This is a genomic window from Labrys okinawensis (assembly GCF_047345005.1).
Classification (GTDB): domain Bacteria; phylum Pseudomonadota; class Alphaproteobacteria; order Rhizobiales; family Labraceae; genus Labrys; species Labrys okinawensis.
Window position 1 is genome coordinate 6,192,887 of record NZ_CP178864.1, and the last position, 19,668, is coordinate 6,212,554.

Annotated in this window: 17 protein-coding genes and 1 pseudogene; 9 read left to right on the forward strand and 9 right to left on the reverse strand. The window is 63.1% G+C overall.

The annotated features are described in order from the left end of the window. Positions 1 to 422: 422 nt before the first annotated feature. The 4 genes and pseudogenes from ACMDCR_RS28745 to ACMDCR_RS28760 all read right to left on the reverse strand — a co-directional run. Positions 423 to 1,310 (reverse strand): annotated as a pseudogene (locus tag ACMDCR_RS28745) (LysR family transcriptional regulator); the annotation flags it as partial. Between the two features lie 90 nt (positions 1,311 to 1,400). Further along, positions 1,401 to 2,633: a multidrug effflux MFS transporter gene (locus ACMDCR_RS28750; RefSeq protein WP_413989877.1), complete on the reverse strand. Its 1,233-nt coding sequence runs from the start codon at positions 2,631 to 2,633 to the stop codon at positions 1,401 to 1,403. A gap of 2 nt (positions 2,634 to 2,635) precedes the next feature. Continuing rightward, the gene (locus ACMDCR_RS28755; protein ID WP_413989878.1) at positions 2,636 to 3,376 is read right to left on the reverse strand and encodes an SDR family oxidoreductase; all 741 of its coding nucleotides are present in this window, start codon (positions 3,374 to 3,376) and stop codon (positions 2,636 to 2,638) included. Between the two features lie 17 nt (positions 3,377 to 3,393). After that, complete coding sequence (locus ACMDCR_RS28760) at positions 3,394 to 4,383, reverse strand: aldo/keto reductase (protein WP_413989879.1); 990 nt, start codon at positions 4,381 to 4,383, stop codon at positions 3,394 to 3,396. Between the two features lie 224 nt (positions 4,384 to 4,607). Here ACMDCR_RS28760 and ACMDCR_RS28765 point away from each other — a divergent pair, with 224 nt between their 5' ends. Together ACMDCR_RS28765 and ACMDCR_RS28770 are read left to right on the forward strand one after the other, a co-directional pair. Continuing rightward, on the forward strand, positions 4,608 to 4,823 hold the full coding sequence (locus tag ACMDCR_RS28765; protein WP_413989880.1) for a thiamine pyrophosphate-dependent enzyme: 216 nt from the start codon (positions 4,608 to 4,610) through the stop codon (positions 4,821 to 4,823). A gap of 100 nt (positions 4,824 to 4,923) precedes the next feature. Next, the gene (locus ACMDCR_RS28770; RefSeq protein ID WP_284313796.1) at positions 4,924 to 5,079 is read left to right on the forward strand and encodes a DUF3309 family protein; all 156 of its coding nucleotides are present in this window, start codon (positions 4,924 to 4,926) and stop codon (positions 5,077 to 5,079) included. Between the two features lie 275 nt (positions 5,080 to 5,354). Here the strand turns inward: ACMDCR_RS28770 and ACMDCR_RS28775 are convergent, their stop codons facing one another. Both ACMDCR_RS28775 and ACMDCR_RS28780 read right to left on the reverse strand, forming a co-directional pair. Continuing rightward, positions 5,355 to 6,587 carry an MFS transporter gene (locus ACMDCR_RS28775; protein WP_413989881.1) on the reverse strand — a complete coding sequence of 411 codons (1,233 nt, stop codon included), beginning with the start codon at positions 6,585 to 6,587 and terminating at the stop codon, positions 5,355 to 5,357. A gap of 107 nt (positions 6,588 to 6,694) precedes the next feature. Continuing rightward, entirely contained in the window at positions 6,695 to 7,336 is a 642-nt protein-coding gene (locus ACMDCR_RS28780; protein ID WP_413989882.1) for an alpha/beta hydrolase, read from the reverse strand. A gap of 335 nt (positions 7,337 to 7,671) precedes the next feature. Between ACMDCR_RS28780 and ACMDCR_RS28785 the strand changes: the two genes are divergently transcribed. From ACMDCR_RS28785 to ACMDCR_RS28795, 3 genes are all read left to right on the forward strand, one after another. Beyond that, positions 7,672 to 9,234, forward strand: coding sequence for a trimethylamine methyltransferase family protein (locus ACMDCR_RS28785; RefSeq protein WP_413989883.1), 1,563 nt, complete (start codon positions 7,672 to 7,674; stop codon positions 9,232 to 9,234). A 695-nt stretch (positions 9,235 to 9,929) separates the two neighbouring features. Beyond that, on the forward strand, positions 9,930 to 10,403 hold the full coding sequence (locus tag ACMDCR_RS28790; protein ID WP_413989884.1) for a translation initiation factor 2: 474 nt from the start codon (positions 9,930 to 9,932) through the stop codon (positions 10,401 to 10,403). 272 nt (positions 10,404 to 10,675) lie between these two features. Continuing rightward, the gene (locus tag ACMDCR_RS28795) at positions 10,676 to 10,960 is read left to right on the forward strand and encodes a hypothetical protein (protein ID WP_413989885.1); all 285 of its coding nucleotides are present in this window, start codon (positions 10,676 to 10,678) and stop codon (positions 10,958 to 10,960) included. A 177-nt stretch (positions 10,961 to 11,137) separates the two neighbouring features. On the opposite strand, the gene ACMDCR_RS28800 is transcribed toward ACMDCR_RS28795, so the two are convergent. Continuing rightward, positions 11,138 to 12,190, reverse strand: coding sequence for a helix-turn-helix domain-containing protein (locus ACMDCR_RS28800; protein ID WP_413989886.1), 1,053 nt, complete (start codon positions 12,188 to 12,190; stop codon positions 11,138 to 11,140). Between the two features lie 148 nt (positions 12,191 to 12,338). On the opposite strand from ACMDCR_RS28800, the gene ACMDCR_RS28805 reads away from it, so the two are divergent. Next, positions 12,339 to 13,058: a hypothetical protein gene (locus ACMDCR_RS28805; protein WP_413989887.1), complete on the forward strand. Its 720-nt coding sequence runs from the start codon at positions 12,339 to 12,341 to the stop codon at positions 13,056 to 13,058. Positions 13,059 to 13,195: 137 nt separating this feature from the next. Here the strand turns inward: ACMDCR_RS28805 and ACMDCR_RS28810 are convergent, their stop codons facing one another. After that, positions 13,196 to 13,852, reverse strand: coding sequence for a TetR/AcrR family transcriptional regulator (locus ACMDCR_RS28810; protein ID WP_413989888.1), 657 nt, complete (start codon positions 13,850 to 13,852; stop codon positions 13,196 to 13,198). Positions 13,853 to 14,034: 182 nt separating this feature from the next. On the opposite strand from ACMDCR_RS28810, the gene ACMDCR_RS28815 reads away from it, so the two are divergent. From ACMDCR_RS28815 to ACMDCR_RS28825, 3 genes are all read left to right on the forward strand, one after another. Next, positions 14,035 to 15,402, forward strand: a complete 1,368-nt coding sequence (locus ACMDCR_RS28815; RefSeq protein ID WP_413989889.1) for an HlyD family secretion protein — start codon at positions 14,035 to 14,037, stop codon at positions 15,400 to 15,402. 139 nt (positions 15,403 to 15,541) lie between these two features. Next, positions 15,542 to 17,131 (forward strand): DHA2 family efflux MFS transporter permease subunit, encoded by a 1,590-nt coding sequence (locus ACMDCR_RS28820; RefSeq protein ID WP_413989890.1) that lies wholly within the window; start codon positions 15,542 to 15,544, stop codon positions 17,129 to 17,131. Positions 17,132 to 17,361: 230 nt separating this feature from the next. Continuing rightward, positions 17,362 to 18,651: a glutamate-5-semialdehyde dehydrogenase gene (locus ACMDCR_RS28825; protein WP_413989891.1), complete on the forward strand. Its 1,290-nt coding sequence runs from the start codon at positions 17,362 to 17,364 to the stop codon at positions 18,649 to 18,651. A gap of 25 nt (positions 18,652 to 18,676) precedes the next feature. Here the strand turns inward: ACMDCR_RS28825 and ACMDCR_RS28830 are convergent, their stop codons facing one another. After that, positions 18,677 to 19,624: an IS110 family transposase gene (locus ACMDCR_RS28830; protein WP_413987661.1), complete on the reverse strand. Its 948-nt coding sequence runs from the start codon at positions 19,622 to 19,624 to the stop codon at positions 18,677 to 18,679. Positions 19,625 to 19,668 lie beyond the last annotated feature (44 nt).

Genomic DNA, 19,668 nt, shown 5'->3' on the forward strand with positions numbered 1-19,668 from the left:
AACGCAAGTCAAGCATCGTTCTTTCTTTATTCTTACGCCACAGGAGGAGCATGCGAGGCAGGGTGTTGCCGATTGATCCGGTCGCAGACGGGCGGTCTGCCCGGTGGCCAAATAAACGCGCTATCACCGTAGTCTGCTTCGCCAATCTGCACGATGTCCGCAAGGCGCCGGTGCCGATGGTCAACATCATCGGCGACCACGCCCCTGCCCACCAGCCCTTCGATGCCTCGTTCACGGCGGACGTGGCCGATTTCGCCCGCCCCGTCTCGCATTAGGTGCATTCCTCCTCCAACGCCCGCAACGTCACCGCCGGTGCCGCTCGCGACTTTGTCCGCGCGACGGCGGAGTGAGGTCTTCTGGCGAGGGACAGTGCGCTGCACCTCGCCAAGCCAGCCGCTTTTATGCGGCTCCCAAAGCGGGGATCTGTACCGCAAGGCGTCCACGAGAACCGCGAATGCGGCGGAAGGCTGCCGGCGGCTGGTATAATAGAGATGATAGCCTGGAAAAGGCGGAGACCAGTCGGCAAGCACCTGCACCAGACGTCCAGTGGCAAGATGCTCGGCCACCTGGTCTTCCATCACATACCCCAGACCGAATCCCGCCAACGCCGCGCGCACGATCATGCCGGTGCTGTTGAAGGCGAGCTGCCCTTCGACGCGGACCCGGATTTCGTGGCCGTCCTTCTCCAGTTCCCAGGAGTAGAGGCCACCGCCGCTCAACATGCGCAGATTGATGCACTGATGGGCCGCCAGGTCCTCGGGTGTCCTGGGCATGGGGCGGCCCGCGAAATAGCCGGGCGACCCCACGATCGCCAGACGCAGGTTCGGACCAATGCGCACCGCAACCATGTCGTTCGCCAGCGCTTCGCCCAGACGCACGCCCGCATCGAAGCGTTCGGAGACGATATCGGTGAAACTGGAGTCGAGACTGAGTTCGACGTGGATGTCGGGGTAGTCAGGCAGGAGCCTTTCCAGCACCGGCCAGAGGACGGTCGTCGCCGCGTGCTCGGAAGTGGTGATGCGTATGGTCCCGGCCGGCTTCTCCCGCAATTCGCCGAGAGACCGCAACTCCGTGTCGATACTGGCCAGCGCCGGCTTCAGAGTTGCGAGCAAACGTTCGCCCGCCTCGGTCGGAGCGACATTGCGCGTTGTACGGGTGAGCAGGCGCACGCCGACGCGGGCCTCCAGTCGGCGTATCGTGTGGCTGAGGGTCGATTGCGAGGTGCCGAGCCTTGCCGCGGCGCGCGTGAAGCTGCGTTCTTCGGCGACGATCAGGAAGGCATTCAGGTCGACAAGCTCGTCACGCTGCATTTATGAAAACCGGATATAGTGATATGCGGTTTATATCACCCAATCAGCACAATCCGCCAGCGGCAGACTGCCTGGGAGCTGGTGACCTGCTCAGACCCTGTCCGTTCGCTGAATCAGAAGCCAGGCGCTCAGACCGCTGCCGATGGCAAGCGATGCGATGACCCAGCCCATCGGCCATGGCGTACCGTCGGCGAAGGCACCGACCAAGGCGGAGCCGAGGATGCCGGTTCCGTACTGCGTCGCTCCAACCAGGGCGGAGACAGCCCCTGCCTGATCAGGATGTTGGCCAAGAGCGCCGGCAATGGAATTGGCGACGATGAAGCCGGTCGCCGTCACGAAGACGAACAGCGGCACGGCGAGGCCCCAAAGCCCGCCCCAATCCGTCCATGCCGTCGCCGCCAGGATCACGCCCGACAGGGCGGCGCCTGCCGCACCCCAGCGCAGCAGCCTGTCGCTGCCGAGCGACTTGACCAGGCGCGCGTTCAGGAGGTTCGACGCCATGATGCCGACAATGCCGCAAGCAAAGAGCAGGCCGTAGAACTGCGCCGGGACGTGGTGATAGGTGATGTAGGCGAAAGGCGTGCCGGCGATATAGGCGAACATGGCACCGTAGAAGAAGCCACCTGTGCCTGCATAGCCGAGGAAACGGCGATCCCGCAGCAAGGCGCCGTAGCCGGTGAAGGCTCGCCAGAGCGATGCCTGCCTGCGGCGCTCCGGCGGCAGGGTTTCAGGCAGGGCCGTCAGGGCAAGAAGCGTCGCGGCGCCGATGAGCACCAGGAACCAGAATATCGCGCGCCACCCGGCCAGAGCCAGGATCTGCCCGCCGACAATCGGACCGAGCAGCAGCGCGATGGCCATGACGGTGATCAGCGTCGACATCATCTGCGCCGCCTTGTAGCCCTCGTAGAGATCGCGCACCATCGCCCGCGAGAGCACCACGCCTGCGCAAGCGCCCGCCGCCTGTAGCACACGGACGGCAATCATGGTCATGGCGCTATCGGCCAGCGCGCATCCGGCCGAGCCGATGATGAAGAGCAGGAGGCCAAAGGCGACGGGCAACTTGCGGCCCAGCCGGTCGCTGATCGGGCCCCAGAACAGCTGTCCCAGGCTGAAGCCGATCAGGTAACCGGAGACGGTCCACTCGATCGTGCCTTCGCTGGCGTTCAGCGCCCGCCCCATGGCCGGCATAGCCGGCAAATAGAGATCCGTCGAAATCGAGGCAAAGCCCATGAGGGTGCTGAGAATGGCCAGGACATGCAGGCCATGCCGTTCGCCTGCATCATCGAGCGGAGCCAGAGGAGCGCTTTCAGCCTGGATCTGCATGATTACAGCTCCTGTGCCGTTGGGCGGAACAGAATCTCGTTCACGTCCACCTCGTCGGGCTGGCTCATGGCGAAGGCCACCATGCGGGCGAAGGAGATCGCGGGTATGGCGTAGGCCTCGTAGAAATCCCTGATGCCCTTGGCGACATCGGCCTCCGTGATGCTGGCCGGCAGTTCGCTTTCCACCGCTCCGGGCGAGATGATCGTCGTGCGGATATTGTAGGGCTTGACTTCCTGCCGGAGGCCCTCGGAGATCACGCGCACCGCAGTCTTGGTCGCGGAATAGACGGCTCCGCCCGGCCGCACCTTGTGCCCGGCAACCGAGGAGACGTTGATGATATGGCCGCTCTTCTGCCGGGTCATATGGGGGAGCGCCGCCGCGATCCCATAGAGGACACCCTTGAGATTGACGTCGATCATGCGGTCCCAGTCCTCGACCTTGCCGCGTTCGAGAGGCGAGTGGGGCATGAGGCCGGCATTGTTGACGATCACGTCGAGCCGGCCGTGCAGCGATACCGCTCGATCGGTAAGGGCCTTGACCTGACCGCAGTCGGTGACATCGGTCTGCACGATTGCCTCGGCCGGCAGGCTGAGTTCCTTCGCGAGCGCCCGTAGCCGATCAAGCCGGCGGGCACCCAGTACAACTTTTGCGCCCTCGGCGGCGAGGTAACGCGCCGTTGCCTCGCCGAGACCGCTGCTTGCGCCCGTGATGACGACGACCTTGCCTTCGATATTCCGTGACATGTTCGGTTCCCTATGGCTCAGCGGCCGGTGGTGGCCATCAGATGAGCGGGGTAGCGCTCGCCTTCGAGCTTGATCTCGGCGGCGGCGGTCTCGATCTCCTGCAGATCCGCGGGCGTCAGCTCGATATCGGCCGCGGCGAAGTTTTCCTCGAAGCGAGGAAGCTTGGTTGTGCCGGGGATCGGAACGATCCAGGGCTTTTGTGCAAGCAGCCAGGCGAGTGCGATCTGGGCGGGCGTCGCCTTTTTCTCCGTGGCGATCCGCTTCAGAAGGTCGACCAGGGCCTGGTTCTTTTCCATGGCTTCGGGCGTGAATCGCGGCAGGATCTTGCGGAAATCGTTTTCGCCGAGCTTGGTGTCCTTGCTCATCGCGCCTGTAAGGAAACCCTTGCCAAGCGGGCTGTAGGCGACGAGGCCGATGCCAAGATCCTCGCAGGCCTCGAGGATGCCGTTGGTCTCGGGGCCGCGCGTCCATAGCGAATATTCGTTCTGCAGCGCCGTCACGGGCTGCACCGCATGGGCCCGGCGAACCGTGTGTGCGCCCGGCTCGGACAGGCCGAAATGCTTCACCTTGCCTTCGGCTATCAGATCCTTGACCGCACCCGCGACGTCTTCGATCGGCACGGCCGGGTCGACGCGATGCTGATAGAACAGGTCGATGACCTCGATGCCGAGACGCTTCAGCGAGGCTTCGGCAACGGCGCGGATATGTTCAGGCCGGCTGTCGAAGCCGTTCGATTTGCCATTCTCGATTCTGAAGCCGAACTTCGTGGCAATCACAACCTGGTCGCGGAAAGGCCTCAACGCTTCGCCGACGATTTCCTCGTTGGTGAAGGGACCATACACCTCGGCAGTATCGAAGAAATTTTCCCCCCGTTCGACGGCCTGACGGATGAGCTTGATGCTCTCCTCGTTCGACAAGGCGTGGCCATAGCTGAAATTCAACCCCATGCAGCCGAAACCGATGGGAGAGACTTCGAGGCCACTCTTTCCAAGCAAGCGCTTTTTCACGGCTCTCATCCTTCCTCATGACAATGCATTGGAATGAGGATAAGGCGAGCCGCCTATATCGATTAGATGGCATAATCGGCATAGAGCTATATCTGAGATTAATAAGTAAGCAGAAGAGCGAATGGGTGTCGCTCCACGGCGCCACCGTCGCTATTTCCTGGCATCTGCGAAGCGCCTGGTAACTCCACGTCACCACCATCATCTATGCCAACCGCGCCTACAAGGTGCTGATCGATGAGGTCAGGGGCGTGGGGCTCGGCGAGGTCGGCGGCAAGGGTCTCTCGATGTTCGAGCTCACCGATCCCGTGCTCGACTGGGTGAAACTTGCCGAATGCATGGGCGTTGAAGCTGTGCGGGTGGAAACCAATGCCGGTTTGATCTCGGCTTGCCGCTCCGCCATTGGCCAGAGCGGCCCGAGGCTGATCGAAGCCGTGTTCTGAGAAAACAAACGCGGGATCGAGAATATTACAGCAGAGGGAACCTTCAGGCTTCGCCGACGTTTACTGTCGGCGAACAAGAATAAGCCCAGGAGAGATTCTCATGCTTGGCACCATTCTCCTTGTCATCGTCATTCTGATGCTTATCGGAGCCCTACCGACCTGGGGCTATAGCAATGGTTGGGGCTACGGCCCCTCTGGCGGACTTGGCCTCATCGTAATCATTCTACTCGTCCTGGTGCTTATGGGACGAATATAGGATAAGGGCGGGGGTGCTTTTTGACCGGCACCGTAAAGCTTTGTGTTTTTTGGAATGTCGCGCAGCCCCTCACCTCTATCCTCTCCCCGTAAACGGGGCGAGGGGGCGCAATCGTCGCGAACTATTCACTGGCGTCCCGTCTCGCCCTACCGGTTGGGCGAGACTCGACCTCGCAAGCCGAGCCCTAACTTCGAAGTCCCCTCGCCCCGTTTACGGGGAGAGGATAGAGGTGAGGGGCTGCGCGACCTTCTTAATTAAAGATTTTCACACATCTTCTACACCCGCCCCTGCAGATGCCTCGCTTTCCGCAATTGCGGGAACCAGTACCACCACAGGCCGGCAACGCCGATGGTGGCCGCCCCTCCCAGGATAACCGCGGGCACCGCGCCGAAGGCCCAAGCTGAGATGCCGGCGCGGAATTCGCCGAGTTCGTTCGATGCGCCGACGAACACCATGTTGACCGCGTTCACGCGCCCACGCACGGCATCCGGCGTCCAGAGCTGGATCAGCGTCTCGCGCACATAGACGCTCACCATGTCGAAACCGCCCATCAGCGCGAGCGCCAGCACCGAGAGCCAGACCTGCGTGGAAGCACCGAACACGGCGGTGAAGAAGCCGAACAGGGCGACGCAGACGAACATGATCACGCCGGCATGGTCGCGCACCGGATGGCGCATCAGGAAGGCGGCGACCAGGATCGCCCCGACGCCCGGAGCGGAGCGCAACAGGCCTAGGCCCCAGGGGCCGACGGTGAGGATGTCGCGCGCATAGACAGGCAACAATGCGGTGGCGCCGCCCAGCAGCACGGCGAAGAGGTCGAAGGAGATGGCGCCGAGCACGATCTTCTCCCTCCAGATGTAGCGGAAGCCGGCCACCAGCGTCTCGAAGCTCGGCTTCTCCTTCCTGACCCGCATCCGTGCTGGCAGCCGAATGCCGGCGGCCAGCACGGCGCCGACTGTGAGCAGCGCCAGCGAGGTGGAATAGGCCGCTTCCGGCGAGACGCCATAGAGCAGGCCGCCCGCCACCGGGCCGAGCACGGTGGCGATCTGCCAGGAGGAACTGCCCCAGGCGATGGCGTTGGCAAGATCGTCCTCCGGCACGAGATTGGGCATCAGCGATTGCTGCGCCGGTCCGAAGAAGGCGCGCAGCGTGCCCAGCACCACCAGCACGCAGAAGATCGGCACCACCGTATGCGCACCCGTCATCGTGAAGGCGAGCAAGGCCATGGCGCAGAGCGCCTCGCCGATGATGCAGCCCGTCATGATCGCGACGCGGTTGAAACGGTCGGCAACCGTGCCAGTCACCAGAACGAGCAGGAAGGCGGGCAGGAACAGCACCAGGCCGACAATGCCGAGGTCGAAGGGATCGCGTGTGATATCGTAGACTTGCCAGCCCACGGACACGCCCATGATCTGGGCGGAGAAACTGCCGAGAAAACGCGCAATCCAGTAACGAAGAAAGCCGGCATGGCGAAAGGCGCCCGTGCGCGGCGAAACGAGGTCGGACATGATGGGGAACCGCGGAAAAACGATTTGCTTTTAGGGAGATGAAGCGTCGTATGCAACTGCCGGGAGCGCGGAGGTCTCGTCCGCTCCTGGAAATGGGGCGGGTGAAGCTAAGGAAGAGCGGACGAGGACGTCCGCGCTCCCAGCGTTTCCTTCAGGAACCGGGCCGCCAGCCTTGCCGCCCTGGGCGAGATCTCATGTCCCACGTCCGGCAATAGATGCCGCTGCACCCGCACGCCAGCCTCCACCAGCCAGCGTTCGGCCTTCCCATCCTCCTCAGGCGGCACCGCGCCATCTGCGGCGCCATGCACGAGCAACACGGGTGTCTCCTTCGCCGGAATAAAGGGCTCGGGCCTGACGAAACGCCCGGAGAGCAGCACCACCGCCTTTGCGCGCCAGCGGCCGGAGGCGAAGCCGTCGAACACGATGGTCGCTCCTTGCGAGAAGCCGACCAATGCCACTCGCTCTGGCGCGTCGGCAAAGCCATGGCGGGCAATGAGGCCTTCAATCACTCCGTCACAAGCGCCCCGCGCCACCTGGATGCGTCCAGGACGATTCGCCAGCGTGACGGCATCGAGATCGTACCACTGGCGCCCCGGCCCGGGCACGCAGGCGAGGGGCGCATCGGGCGCGATCACCTCAGCCCCGGGCAGGGCGCGTCGCAGCACCCTTGCGAGCGGATCGAGATCATGGCCGAAAGCGGCGACGCCATGGAAAAGGAGGACGAGATGGTCGGAATATCGGGCCTTCATGGACGCAACCAGACGATTTCTTTGTTTTCCGAGACGTAGCGGAAGATCTGAGATCGGCGCCAGTTCTGGAGTACATGTTGCCAATCAATGCCGCAGCATAGTTCGAGACGGCTGGGCAGCGCCATCCCGCCAGGGCAATATGGGGGGTGGGTCTTCAGACCCGGCTCTTCCTTTCCCAAGGCGCGAGCGGTGCAGGCTGGTCCGAAGACCCGCCCCCCTCTCTATCCTCCCCGCGCCGTCAGCGTCGCTTTCCGGCAATTCTTCGGCGCGCTTGGGCGGCGAGCCGGGCGCGGTCTCCCCTATGACAGGCGGATCGAATTCCGGGAGAGAGCGCCATGACAGAGGCCGTCGACACCACCACGCACACCGAAGCCCCTTCCGCCTCGCGCCGTGGCCGGGACGCCCGCCGGGCCGCGCGGGTGCAGCGTGGTGGCGTTTCGATACCTTATATCACCCGCAACATACCCCTCACGGAGGTGCTCTCCGAAGAGGCCATGCAGATCATCGAGCACAATGCCGAGACGCTGCTGGAGGAAATCGGCCTGGAGTTCCGTGACTATCCCCGCGCGCTCGAACTTCTCAAGGGCGCCGGCTGCGACATCAAGGGCGAGCGCGTGCGCTTTCCGCGTGGCCTCGCCCGCAAGCTGATCCAGACGGCGCCTCAGCAATACACCCAGCATGCGCGCAATTCCGAGCGGAATGTCATCATCGGCGGCAACAACACGGTGTTCGCTCCCAATTACGGCTCGCCCTTCGTGCATGACCTCGACAAGGGCCGCCGTTACGGCACCATCGAGGACTTCCGCAATTTCGTGAAGATGGCCTATGCCAACCCCTATGTGCATCATTCGGGCGGCACGGTCTGCGAGCCGGTCGACCTGCCGGTGAACAAGCGCCATCTCGAAATGGTCTATGCGCATATGCGCCTTTCCGACAAGCCCTTCATGGGCTCGGTCACGGCGCCGGAGCGGGCGCAGGACACGGTCGACATGGCCAAGATCCTGTTCGGCGAGGATTTCATCCAGCAGAACACCGTCTGCACCAGCCTGATCAACGCCAATTCGCCGTTGGTGTGGGACAACACCATGCTCGGCGCGGCCGATGTCTACGCCCAGAACAACCAGGCCTGCATCATCACCCCTTTCATCCTCTCGGGCGCCATGAGCCCTGTGACCGTGGCTGGCACGCTGACGCAGGTTCTGGCCGAGGTCCTGGCCGGTATCTCCTTCCTGCAGCTGGTGCGACCCGGCGCCCCGGCCATCTTCGGCACCTTCGTCTCGACGCTCTCCATGCAGTCGGGCGCACCGACCTTCGGCACTCCGGAAGCGGCGCTGTGCATCTATGGCGCCGGCCAGCTTGCCCGCCGCATGAAGCTGCCCTTCCGCTCCGGCGGCTCGCTCTGCGCCTCCAAGATCCCCGATGCCCAGGCGGCCTATGAGAGCGCCAACACGCTGCTGCCGGCGATGTTCGGCGGCGTCAACTTCATGCTGCATTCGGCTGGCTGGCTCGAAGGCGGCCTCTCGGCCTCCTACGAGAAATTCGTGATGGACTTCGACCAGCTCGGCGCCATGCATGTGCTGGCGAAGGGCGTCGACATGTCCGAGAACGGCCAGGCCATGGACGCCTTCCACCAGGTCGAGCCAGGCGGCCACTTCCTTGGCTGCGCCCACACCCAGGCCAACTTCGAGACCGCCTTCTACCGTTCCAACGTGGCCGACAACAATTCGGTCGAGCAGTGGGAAGCCGAGGGCAAGCTGGACGCCGCCCAGCGTGCCAACAAGATCTGGAAGAAGACGCTGGCTGACTACGAGGCCCCCGCCATCGATCCCGGCATCGACGAGGCGCTGCGCGATTTCATCGAACGCAAGAAGGCCTCGATGCCCGACGCGATGTACTGAACCTTTCGGAGATCAGGATCTCCAGCGCCGCCCTTCGCAGGGCGGCGTTTTGCTTTTCGGACGCGGCCCAGCGCATGAAGGCGAATCTTGCCAGCGCTGGCACCAGCATCGCCAGCCAAAACGACACTTCCGGGGCCAGTTGCCGAGCGCCGTTGCCAAGCGCCGTTGCCAAAACCACCGGGGCGGCCGAGCAGGCTCGACATGAAGCACTTCATGCTGGCGCGTTATTCGATCTCCCTTTGAGAGTGCACCAACGTATCGGCTGGCCACGTCGTTTTCTCCGCCGCCAATTACAACGCAAGAAGACCACTATACAATCGTAATTTTATCTTTGTTATTGAGATATATTGATTAAATATCTTTATTTACATGGAATTGATATTTTTAATACAATATACCTATCTTAGATAATTTTAATATATATTTAATGTTATTTCAATATTGGTTTATATATACTGTAGTTCTGGTATAATCTTGCTACCCAATGTTTTTATCCCGCTCTTGTGGATATATCCCAATTCCGGAAGAAGCGCTTGCTTACTATACGTATTCACGCTTAAGGCATAAATCGTGAAGCCGGTTGATTGCTTCACTGCTATAGATACCGTCACACTAAAAGAAATCGACTGCCGGTTGTAAGGGAAGGTGGATTTTTGCCACATTTTCCTTACGGTAATATGGAAAAATAAACGATCATGAAGCAGCTTGTATTTGTCGTCCTGGCAGGTGTGGCCCTCGCCAGTTGTTCGACCGTGACACGCGGCACGACCAACAAGATCCAGGTGGTCTCCACGCCGTCAGAAGCCCATGTCCAGACATCGATAGGCAATTCCTGCACGACCCCCTGCACCTTCGAAGTCTCCCGCAAGAGCGAGTTCGTCAGCACCATCAGCAAGGATGGTTATCAGCCGATGGACGTCCCGGTGAAAACCCGCGTCGCTGGGGCTGGCGCCGCCGGCTTTGCAGGCAACCTGCTTCTGGGTGGGGTGGTCGGCATGGGCGTCGACGCGGCAAGCGGCGCCACGCTGGAGCAGTATCCAAATCCGATCACCGTCACCCTGCAGCCAGTCGCGACGGTCAAGGCACCCGCCTCTTCACGCCCGAAGAGGCAGAAGCGTGTCGCGGGCGCCAATGATGCTTTCGACCGCAGAAGCGGCCCAACGAGCTGATCCGGCTGCGGCTCACCCGATAGAACTGACGTGGCGGCCCTTGGCCGCCACACCGATGGAAAATGCTCCAATTTGGCCCTGCATTCGCCATGCGCCATTTGGGATGAGGGGCGTGTTACCAGCGTAACATCGGCAGCCCGGCTTATGGGGGTGACGGCGGCATCATCTGTAACCCCGTGTTGAAAAGCACGGAAGTCATCCGCGCCCTCCAGCAAGATCTGTCCATCGATCAAGCGCAAGCCCGCGCAAAGACAGAAAGATGGAAGACGACGATGTTCAAGAAGATCCTGACGGGTGCTCTGGTTGCTGCCACGCTGGCTGGCGCTGCCCTTGCTACCACCGGAACCGCCGAAGCCCGCTATGGCCGCAACGGCGCCTTCGCCGCCGGCGCCGGCATCGGCCTGATCGGCGGCCTGCTCGCCGGTGCCGCCTACAGCAACAGCTATGGCTATTACGACGATTATCGCCCGGTCTATTATCGCCGCTGCTACATCGAGCGCCGCCAGGTTTCCGACTACTACGGCTGGCACTGGGAGCGGGTGAAGGTCTGCTACTGAGTACGAGTTGCATCCAGGTCGCATCGTATCGAAGGCCTCGCGAAAGCGGGGCCTTTCTGCTCGTGGGGATTCCGGGTGCACGGGCATCCCGCCCGATCTTCGGCCACCCTACTTGCGGAAGAGGAGGAACGGGCAGGATGCCCGTGCACCCGGATCGGAGAAGGCTCGCTTGTACCCCTACTCCGCCGCCAACGGCAGGCGGTTCTGCCGCCGCCAGGCGATGGGAGTCGCGCCGGTTACGCGCAGGAATTCGCGGTTGAAGTTGGATTTGCTGAGAAAGCCGGCATCCATCATCACATTGATGACGCTTTCATCCGTGGCGGCGAGCAGGCGGCAAGCCTCCTCGATGCGGTGCTTGTTGACGTAATGCGACACGCTCATGCCGTGGATGCGGTTCACGGCCGAGGAGACGCGACGGGCAGGCTGTCCGAGCTTGCGGGCAAGGCGGCCGAGATTGAGGTCGGTGTCGCGGTAGAGCTTACGGTCCACCATCAGTGCATCGAGCGCCGCGGCGACTTCGCGGTCCTCTTCCGCGGCCTCCGGTACGACTGCCGGCATCCGGGGCGGCTCGGATGTCACAGCCTCCTCCGGCTCGCTCACGGTGCTCGAGCCTGCCACTGAGGCGGCAGAGCCGAGAATCAGCAGGGCAACGACATTGAGGGCCGCCACGATCGCGGCCGCATGGGCACCGCCGAGCCAGGCCATGTCGACGCTGATGGCAAGGTCCGTCACCACCGACACCAAAGTGGCGAAGGCCGTGACCTGCAGCGAACGGTAGGAGCGCAGCACGCCGTCGAGACGCGGGGCTACCAGCCTGTCAGGCCCGCCATAAGCCAGCCATGCCAACGCACTACCATAGCCGAGGAAGGTGAGGGTCACCACGATGTCGATCAGATGTGGCCAGAGGAGTATCAACGCAAGCACGAGCATGGCGGGCAGGAGATGCGGCCACACGCTCTTCCAGTGCCAGCCGGACTCTTCGACGGAGAGACTGCGGAAGCTTATCCAGGCCATCGCCGGGTTGAGCGCCGCCAGCACCGCCTGCAGCGGTATCACGGCATTGAGCCCATAGCCCCAGTGCAGGCCGATCACCAGCGACTGCAGGACATAAAGGCTGAGCAGCAGGAAGAAGGGGTTGTCATGCCAGGCACGCCCATCGTGCCGCAGCATCTGCACCAGCAGGATGAGGAAGAGCAGCGCACATATGAACGGCAGAGGCAGGAAGATCATGGACGTATCGTAATCCCGGCAGGCACATCGGACCATCCCCTCATGTCCCGTATCGCGTTCGCGCTCGACCCGGATCGCGATCGAGGTCTCGCCGCCGGCGCTCCTGGTCTTAGATGGCCGCCATCCGGACATGGAAAGGAGAGCGCATATGAGAAAGACATGGATTGCCGCCGGACTGGTCGTTGCAGCCGTCTGGGCCCTCCCCGGCCGGGCCTGGACAACGACAAGCGAGCTCGACGTCAGCAGGATCACCGGCGTGGTCATCGAGGGCGAGGCGGCCCGCATCGACATCGCCACCGATGCCGGCGCGCCCTACAAGGCGGTGCTGCGCGGCCGCACCGAGGGCTGGTTCTCCTTCTGGTATTCGAGCTGGTCCGGCAATCGCTGCGAGCTCACCGGTGCCATGACGATTTCGGGGTCGGAGCTCCTCGTCAACACCGGCTCTCAATCCTGGTCGCTGTTCGATGATGCCGACGCCTGCGGCATCGAGCTCGACGTCAACCTGCCGGCGGGCGGGGCGGTGACGATCGATCAGAAGGCGACGATGTCTCGCCTAACGGGCGATTTCGGAGCCCTCAAGGTGAAGAGCCATGCCGGCGACATCGTGCTGGACGGCCATGCAGGCAGCATCGACATCGAGGGCAATGCGGTGCAGGCCCGGTTGGCCTTCGACAGGGTGGAGCGTGACGAGACCATTGCAATCAGCGGCAACGCGCTCAATGCCGAACTGAGCTTCCCGTCGGCCACTCCGATCGACTACAGCGTGAACGGCAATGCCGCACTGGTCGACAGCACCCTGGCGAGCACGCCGGGGGCGAAGCCGCAGGTGCGGATCAATGGGAATTTCTTGAGGGCAAGGATCAGGTAGGTGGCCTGGGAGCGCGGACGTCCTCGTCCGCTCTTGGAAACGATTTGGCATGAAAAAAGGGTGCGACCACAGAAGGTTGCGCCCTTTCTGTACACGCCTCGTTTCAAGAGCGGACGAGGACGTCCCCGCTCCCAGCCTTACCTCACCCTATAGCCGGACATGAACACCCGTACGGCCGACTCCGCCACGGCGCGAATGCGTTCCGGACTGGGGCTGACCTTGGTAGCCATGAAGAACATCGGCTTCACCAGCGGGGCGTGCGACATCTCCAGGAACTGCGCGGCCGCGAGCTGGGTGTCGGGGATGTCGAGCTGGCCGGCGGCCACGCGCGTTTCGAGATATTCGGACAGGCGGTTGCGCGAATAGCAGGGTCCGCGCTCATAGAAATGCTCGCCCAGCTCGGGCATGCGTTCGGCAATGCCCATCACGGCGCGCATGGCCGAGATGATGCGGGGCTGGGTGATGAAGGTCGTGATCTCGATAGCGATGCGCAGCAGCACGGCCTCGATATCCGTCGAGGTCTTGAAATCAAAATTGAAGATGCCCTCGACATGGGCGGCACGCTCTTCGTCGATGATCACCGAGAACAGCCGCTCCTTGCTCTCGAAATAGACATAGAGCGTACCCTTGGAGACGCCGGCTTCCTTGGCGATATCGTTCATGCTTGCGCCTTCGAAGCCCTGAGCCAGGAAGACCTTGCGGGCGCCGTCCAGAATCTGGCGGCTCTTGGCATTGTCGATGATCGGCAGAATCGTGGCCGGCACCTTCGGCGACACCGAGCTTTCGGCGAGCATGGTGAAAAATCCATCCTGTTGTGACCGAACCGTTCGGTTCGATTTCTATTGCGTATCGCAGCAAGGCATGTTAGTCAACGGGCAAATGACCGAACCGTTCGGTTCGATCCGAGCAATGACCGAACCGTTCGGTTCGAATACAGAGGCCAAACCTCGGCCTCCATCCCCGGTGGGAGAAGACGATGGACGCAGCCCGCGAACATAACCATGCCGATGCCACTTCGAACGCCCTGAGCGCCGACGACAACGATCTTATCGTAAATAATGTCGTTCCGCTGGAACGCCAGCGCGCCGAGGCTCCGGCGCCGCAGGACGCGCCTTCTGCCAAACCTACTGAAGCCAAGCCCTCTGAAACCCGGAAGAGCGAACAGGCCCCTGCTCCCACCACGCAGGCACCCGCGGCTCCTGCCGCGCCCGCGAAGAAGCGCTCCAAGGCCCGCATCATCTTCCCCAGCCTGATCGCCATCGCGCTCGCCGGCGGCGGCTGGTACGGTTATGAATGGTGGACGAATGGCCGCTTCATGGTCGACACCGATGATGCCTATGTGCAGGCCGATGTCTCGACCCTCGGCATCAAGGTCGCAGGTTACGTCAAGACGGTGCCAGTGCAGAACGGCGATGCCGTTAAAGCCGGCGACGTGATCGCCACGCTCGATGACACCGACTATCGTACCGCGCTCGACTCGGCCAGGGCCAAGCGCGCCACGCAGACCGCCACCATCGGACGCATCGATCAGCAGATCACCGCACAGCAGGCCGCCATCGACACCGCCAATGCCGGCGTCGCCTCGGCACAGGCCGGCATCGAATCGGCCAATGCCAATGTCGACTCGGTTAAGGCCGAGATCGTGCGCGCCAATGCCGCTTTCGAACGTGCCAATTCGCTGGCCAACCAGAACTTCGGTTCCAAGGCGACCCTCGACCAGGCCACGGCAGACCGCGACCGCGCCAATGCATCGCTCGCCAGCGCCAAGGCGGGCGTGACCAATGCCCAGGCCGCCCTCACCAGCGCGAAGTCGGCTGTGACCGCTGCCACCGCCAACCTCGCGGTGATCCAGGCTCAGAAGGCCGAGGCCGAGCAGACCGCCAAGGAACTAGACGTCGACGTCGCCAAGGCCCAGAACGATCTCGAAGCCACCGTGGTGCGCGCGCCGACCGACGGCATCGTCGGCAACCGCGCTGCCCAGCCCGGCCAGTATGTCGCCCCCGGTTCGCGTCTGGTTGCCCTGGTGCCGCTGAAGAGCATCTACATCGCCGCCAACTTCAAGGAGACCCAGCTCGGACCGCTGGTGCCCGGCCAGAAGGTGGAGGTAGCGGTGGACTCGATGGACGGCCAGACCTTCGAAGGCACTGTCGGCAAGTTCTCGCCGGCCTCCGGCTCGGTGTTCAGCCTGCTGCCGCCTGAGAACGCCACCGGCAACTTCACCAAGATCACCCAGCGCGTCCCCGTGCGTATCGAAGTTCCCGCCGACATCGCCCTCAGCGGCAAGCTGCTGCCGGGCCTGAGCGTGGTGGTGAACGTCGACAGCCGGACGGGCCCGAAGGGGTAAGCTTCCCGGGTGCGCGGACGTCTCGTCCGCTCTCCCTCCTCTGCAACCGCCACGTTTCCTAGGCGCGGAAATCGCGACATTTATCCTTGATGGAATGTCGCTGCGATGTCCGCGCACCCTGGATTAATGGGAGGCCGCCATGGCCACCGCAACCGCCACACCAACCGCCATTCCCGCCGCGCCCGCCTCCGACAAGATCGATGGGCGCAAGCTGATCGCCTTCCTCGCGATGGTGTTCGGCATGTTCATGGCGATCCTCGACATCCAGGTCGTCTCGGCCTCGCTGCCGCAGATCCAGGCCGGTCTCGGCGCTTCCAGCGACGATATCCCATGGGTGCAGACGGCCTATCTGATCGCCGAAGTGGTGATGATCCCGCTCTCGGGCTTCCTGTCGCGCGCCTTCTCCACCCGCTGGACCTTTGCGATCTCCTGCGCCGGCTTCACGTTCATGAGTTTCCTTTGCGGCACGGCGACCAACATCAACCAGATGATCGTCTACCGCGCGCTGCAAGGCTTCATCGGCGGCGGCATGATCCCCACCGTGTTCGCGGCGGCCTTCACCGTGTTCCCGCGCTCGAAGCAGCCGATCGTTTCACCGATGATCGGCCTGGTCGCCACACTCGCCCCCACCATCGGCCCGACCGTCGGCGGCATCCTGACCGAGTGGTATTCCTGGCATATGTTGTTCTTCATCAACGTCGTGCCCGGCATCATCGTCTCGATCGTCACCTTCATCATGGTCGATTTCGACAAGCCGGACCTCTCGCTCCTCGACAATTTCGACTGGACCGGCCTGCTCTCGATGGCCCTCTTCCTCGGCGCCATGGAGTACGCGCTGGAGGAAGGTCCGAACCATGACTGGTTCGACAGGACCTCCGTGCTGGTGATGTCGATCCTTTCGGCCATCGGCGGCATCGTGTTCTTCGCCCGTGTCCTGACAGCCAAGGCGCCGATCGTCGATCTCTATTCCTTCTCGGACTCCAATTTCGCCGCCGGCTCGGCCTTCTCTTTCGTGCTCGGCATCGGTCTCTATGGCCTGACCTATCTCTTTCCCGTCTATCTCGACGTCGTGCGCGGCTACGATTCCAAGCAGATCGGGGAGACGATGTTCGTCACGGGCGTCTGCATGTTCCTCACCGCCCCGGTTGCGGGCCGGCTGATGGCGAGCATCGACGTGCGCTACATGATCGTGGGAGGCCTGCTCGGCTTCGGCCTCAACACCTGGATCATGACCTATGTTACGCATGACTGGGATTTCTACGAGATCCTGATCCCGCAGATCCTGCGCGGCGTATCATTGATGATGTGCATGGTGCCGATCTCCAACATCGCGCTTGGCACGCTCGCGCCCCAGCGCATCAAGAACGCCTCGGGCCTGTTCAACCTGATGCGCAATCTCGGCGGCGCCGTGGGCCTGGCCGTCATTAACACGGTGCTCAACAAGCGCGAGGACCTGCATCTGGCCCGTCTCGGCGAGATGGTGAACTGGAGCCGCGACAGCGTGATGCAGACCTATGAGAACATGAAGGCCGGCTTCTCGACCTTCGGCGCGGCTGCAGACCAGATGACCATCGCCAACCTGGTCGGCATGATGCGCCGCGAGGCCTTCATCCTGGCTTTCTCCGATGTGTTCCTCCTGATGACCATCCTGTTCGTCTGCCTCAGCGGTGCGATCTTCTTCGTCAAGCGCCCGCAGGTGATGGGCGGCGGCGGTGGCGGCGGGCACTGACCGGAAGCTGGGCGCTCAACTGGCCGGCGCGGAAGTTTCATGCCGACCTGGAGGTCGGCCCACCAAGTGCCGCCTTTCCTGGGATCGCAGGCATCCTTGCCTGCCTCTTGGAAACGGTAGGCTCACAGGAAAGGAAGAGCAGGCAAGGATGCCTGCGATCCCGGGAAGCTTGCAACCTCATCCGATCCGGCCTAACCAACTCAGCCTGACCTACCAACCGAGGGTGAAGCATGCCCGACGCAAACCGGGGATTGGACGACGGCAATGTCGCTGCCGTCATGCGCAAATTGGGAACTGCTGCGCGCGCCGCGGCGCGCACCCTGGCGCTCGCCCCGGCTCCACGAAAGGATGCGGCCCTTGAAGCCATGGCCAGGGCGATCGAGGCCAATGTATCGGGCATCCTCGCCGCCAACGCCCTCGACGTCGCCGATTCCATCGCCCGTAACCAGCTCGCCTCCTTCGTCGACCGCCTGACCCTCAACGAGAAGCGCGTGGCCGGCATCGCCCAGGCGATTCGCGAGGTCGCCGAGCAGCCCGATCCGGTCGGCCGCGTGCTGGCGACATGGAAGCGCCCCAACGGCCTCGAATTCGAGCGTGTCTCGACGCCGCTGGGCGTGGTCGGAGTGATCTTCGAAAGCCGCCCGAACGTGCTGGCCGATGCGGCGGCCCTGTGCCTGAAGGCCGGCAACGCCTCGATCCTGCGCGGCGGCTCGGAAAGCTTCCGCACCTGCCTCGAGATCGCCAAGGCCCTGCGCACGGGCCTGCAGGCGGCCGGCCTGCCCGAGGCCTCGATCCAGATGGTGCCCACCGCCGACCGCGCCGCCGTGGGTGCCATGCTGGCGGGGCTCGACGGCACTATCGACGTGCTCGTGCCGCGTGGAGGCAAGAATCTCGTCGCCCGCGTGCAGGCCGAGGCCCGCGTGCCCGTATTCGCGCATCTGGAAGGCATCAACCACGTCTATGTGCATGAGGGCGCCTCGCTCGACATGGCCATCCCGCTGGTGCTCAACGCCAAGCTGCGCCGCACCGGCGTGTGCGGAGCAGCCGAGACTCTGCTGGTGGACCAGGCTGTCGCCCCAACCTTCCTGAAGCCGCTGGTCAAGGCCCTGCTCGAAGCCGGCTGCGAGGTGCGCGGCGATTCCCGCACCCTTGCCGTCGACCCCCATGTAAAGCCGGCCGACGATACCGACTGGGCCACCGAGTATCTCGACGCCATCATCTCGGTGAAGGTGGTCCCCGGCATCGACGCCGCGCTCGCCCACATCGACCGCTACGGCTCGCATCACACGGATGCCATCGTCACCGGCGACGAGGCGGCGGCGCAACGCTTCCTCGCAGAGGTGGATTCGGCCATCGTGCTGCACAACGCCTCGACCCAGTTCGCCGACGGTGGCGAATTCGGCTTCGGCGGGGAGATCGGCATCGCGACCGGCCGGATGCACGCGCGCGGGCCGGTGGGCGCCGAGCAGCTCTGCTCGTTCAAGTACAAGGTGCGCGGACAGGGCACGGTAAGGCCTTAGCGCCCCTGGGAGTATCCGTATTCGGTCAAGCAGCTTTAGGCGTCCAAATCCGATTATCTCGCAAGAGGGCGTTAGCGAGGATGATGAGCTTGCGCATGATGGCGACGATGGCGATTTTTTTGGGTTTTCCGGCGGCGACCATGGCCTGGTATTTAGCGGCGAGGTCGGGGTTCCATCGGATAGCGGCGACCATGGGCATATAGAGGGCTCGTCGCAGAAGGGCTCTTCCCCCGCGAATGAAGCGCTTGCCATTTTTGCTGCCGCTGTCGCGTGGGACAGGGGCGAGGCCGGCCAGGCTTGCGGCTTGAGGGGGAGACAGGGTGCCCAGTTCAGGCATGTGGATGAGCATGGCGTGAGCTGTGATGGGTGCCACGGCGGGGATGGAATCGAGGATTTCGGCTCTGCGCTTGAAGGCGGGATCCTTGTCGGCCCGCCTGGCGATCTCCTCGTCGATGGCGTTTATCTGCGCTTGGGTCAGAGCCAGTGTCTTGGCGAGTTGGCGCTTGATCAGGGGGAGTTCGGCGGTTTGCTGGCGGGTCTGGGTTGCCACTTTGATCTTCATCAGGGCGTCCCGCGCCGCGGCCAATTGCTTCATCTCCTCAAGGGCCTGGCTGACGATGAGGGTCGGCTCGGGCTGGACGGCCTGGCCATAGCGGGCCAGGGTCATGGCATCGATGCGATCGGTCTTGGCCAGCCTGCCAATACCTTCGGCAAAGCGTCGGGCCTGGCGCGGGTTGAGCTTGACGGCCGGCAGGCCGGCCTGGTTGAGCGCGCGTTCGAAGGCGCGATGATAGGCCCCCGTTGCTTCGAACACCACACGCTCGACAGTCCAGGAAGAAAGCCAGGCAAGCAGGGCGCGATGGCCCGCCTGGGTGTTGGCAAAGCGCTTGATGAGGCCTGCCGGGTGGACAGCCACATCCAAATGATCCTTGCCGATGTCGGTGCCGACATTGTGTGCTAGGCTGCTCGTCATCTTTTCCAAGTCCTCTGCTTGTCTCCGGAGCAATGCCGGTATCC

Coding starts and splice junctions, on each gene's coding strand:
- ACMDCR_RS28800 (WP_413989886.1), bottom strand. CDS start 12,190: ATGATCTTCCTGCCTCTGCCGTTCATATGTGCGCTGCTCTTCCTCATC.
- ACMDCR_RS28815 (WP_413989889.1), top strand. CDS start 14,035: ATGGACGCAGCCCGCGAACATAACCATGCCGATGCCACTTCGAACGCC.
- ACMDCR_RS28810 (WP_413989888.1), bottom strand. CDS start 13,852: ATGCTCGCCGAAAGCTCGGTGTCGCCGAAGGTGCCGGCCACGATTCTG.
- ACMDCR_RS28750 (WP_413989877.1), bottom strand. CDS start 2,633: ATGCAGATCCAGGCTGAAAGCGCTCCTCTGGCTCCGCTCGATGATGCA.
- ACMDCR_RS28825 (WP_413989891.1), top strand. CDS start 17,362: ATGCCCGACGCAAACCGGGGATTGGACGACGGCAATGTCGCTGCCGTC.
- ACMDCR_RS28830 (WP_413987661.1), bottom strand. CDS start 19,624: ATGACGAGCAGCCTAGCACACAATGTCGGCACCGACATCGGCAAGGAT.
- ACMDCR_RS28785 (WP_413989883.1), top strand. CDS start 7,672: ATGACAGAGGCCGTCGACACCACCACGCACACCGAAGCCCCTTCCGCC.
- ACMDCR_RS28755 (WP_413989878.1), bottom strand. CDS start 3,376: ATGTCACGGAATATCGAAGGCAAGGTCGTCGTCATCACGGGCGCAAGC.
- ACMDCR_RS28790 (WP_413989884.1), top strand. CDS start 9,930: ATGAAGCAGCTTGTATTTGTCGTCCTGGCAGGTGTGGCCCTCGCCAGT.
- ACMDCR_RS28780 (WP_413989882.1), bottom strand. CDS start 7,336: ATGAAGGCCCGATATTCCGACCATCTCGTCCTCCTTTTCCATGGCGTC.
- ACMDCR_RS28820 (WP_413989890.1), top strand. CDS start 15,542: ATGGCCACCGCAACCGCCACACCAACCGCCATTCCCGCCGCGCCCGCC.
- ACMDCR_RS28805 (WP_413989887.1), top strand. CDS start 12,339: ATGAGAAAGACATGGATTGCCGCCGGACTGGTCGTTGCAGCCGTCTGG.
- ACMDCR_RS28795 (WP_413989885.1), top strand. CDS start 10,676: ATGTTCAAGAAGATCCTGACGGGTGCTCTGGTTGCTGCCACGCTGGCT.
- ACMDCR_RS28775 (WP_413989881.1), bottom strand. CDS start 6,587: ATGTCCGACCTCGTTTCGCCGCGCACGGGCGCCTTTCGCCATGCCGGC.
- ACMDCR_RS28770 (WP_284313796.1), top strand. CDS start 4,924: ATGCTTGGCACCATTCTCCTTGTCATCGTCATTCTGATGCTTATCGGA.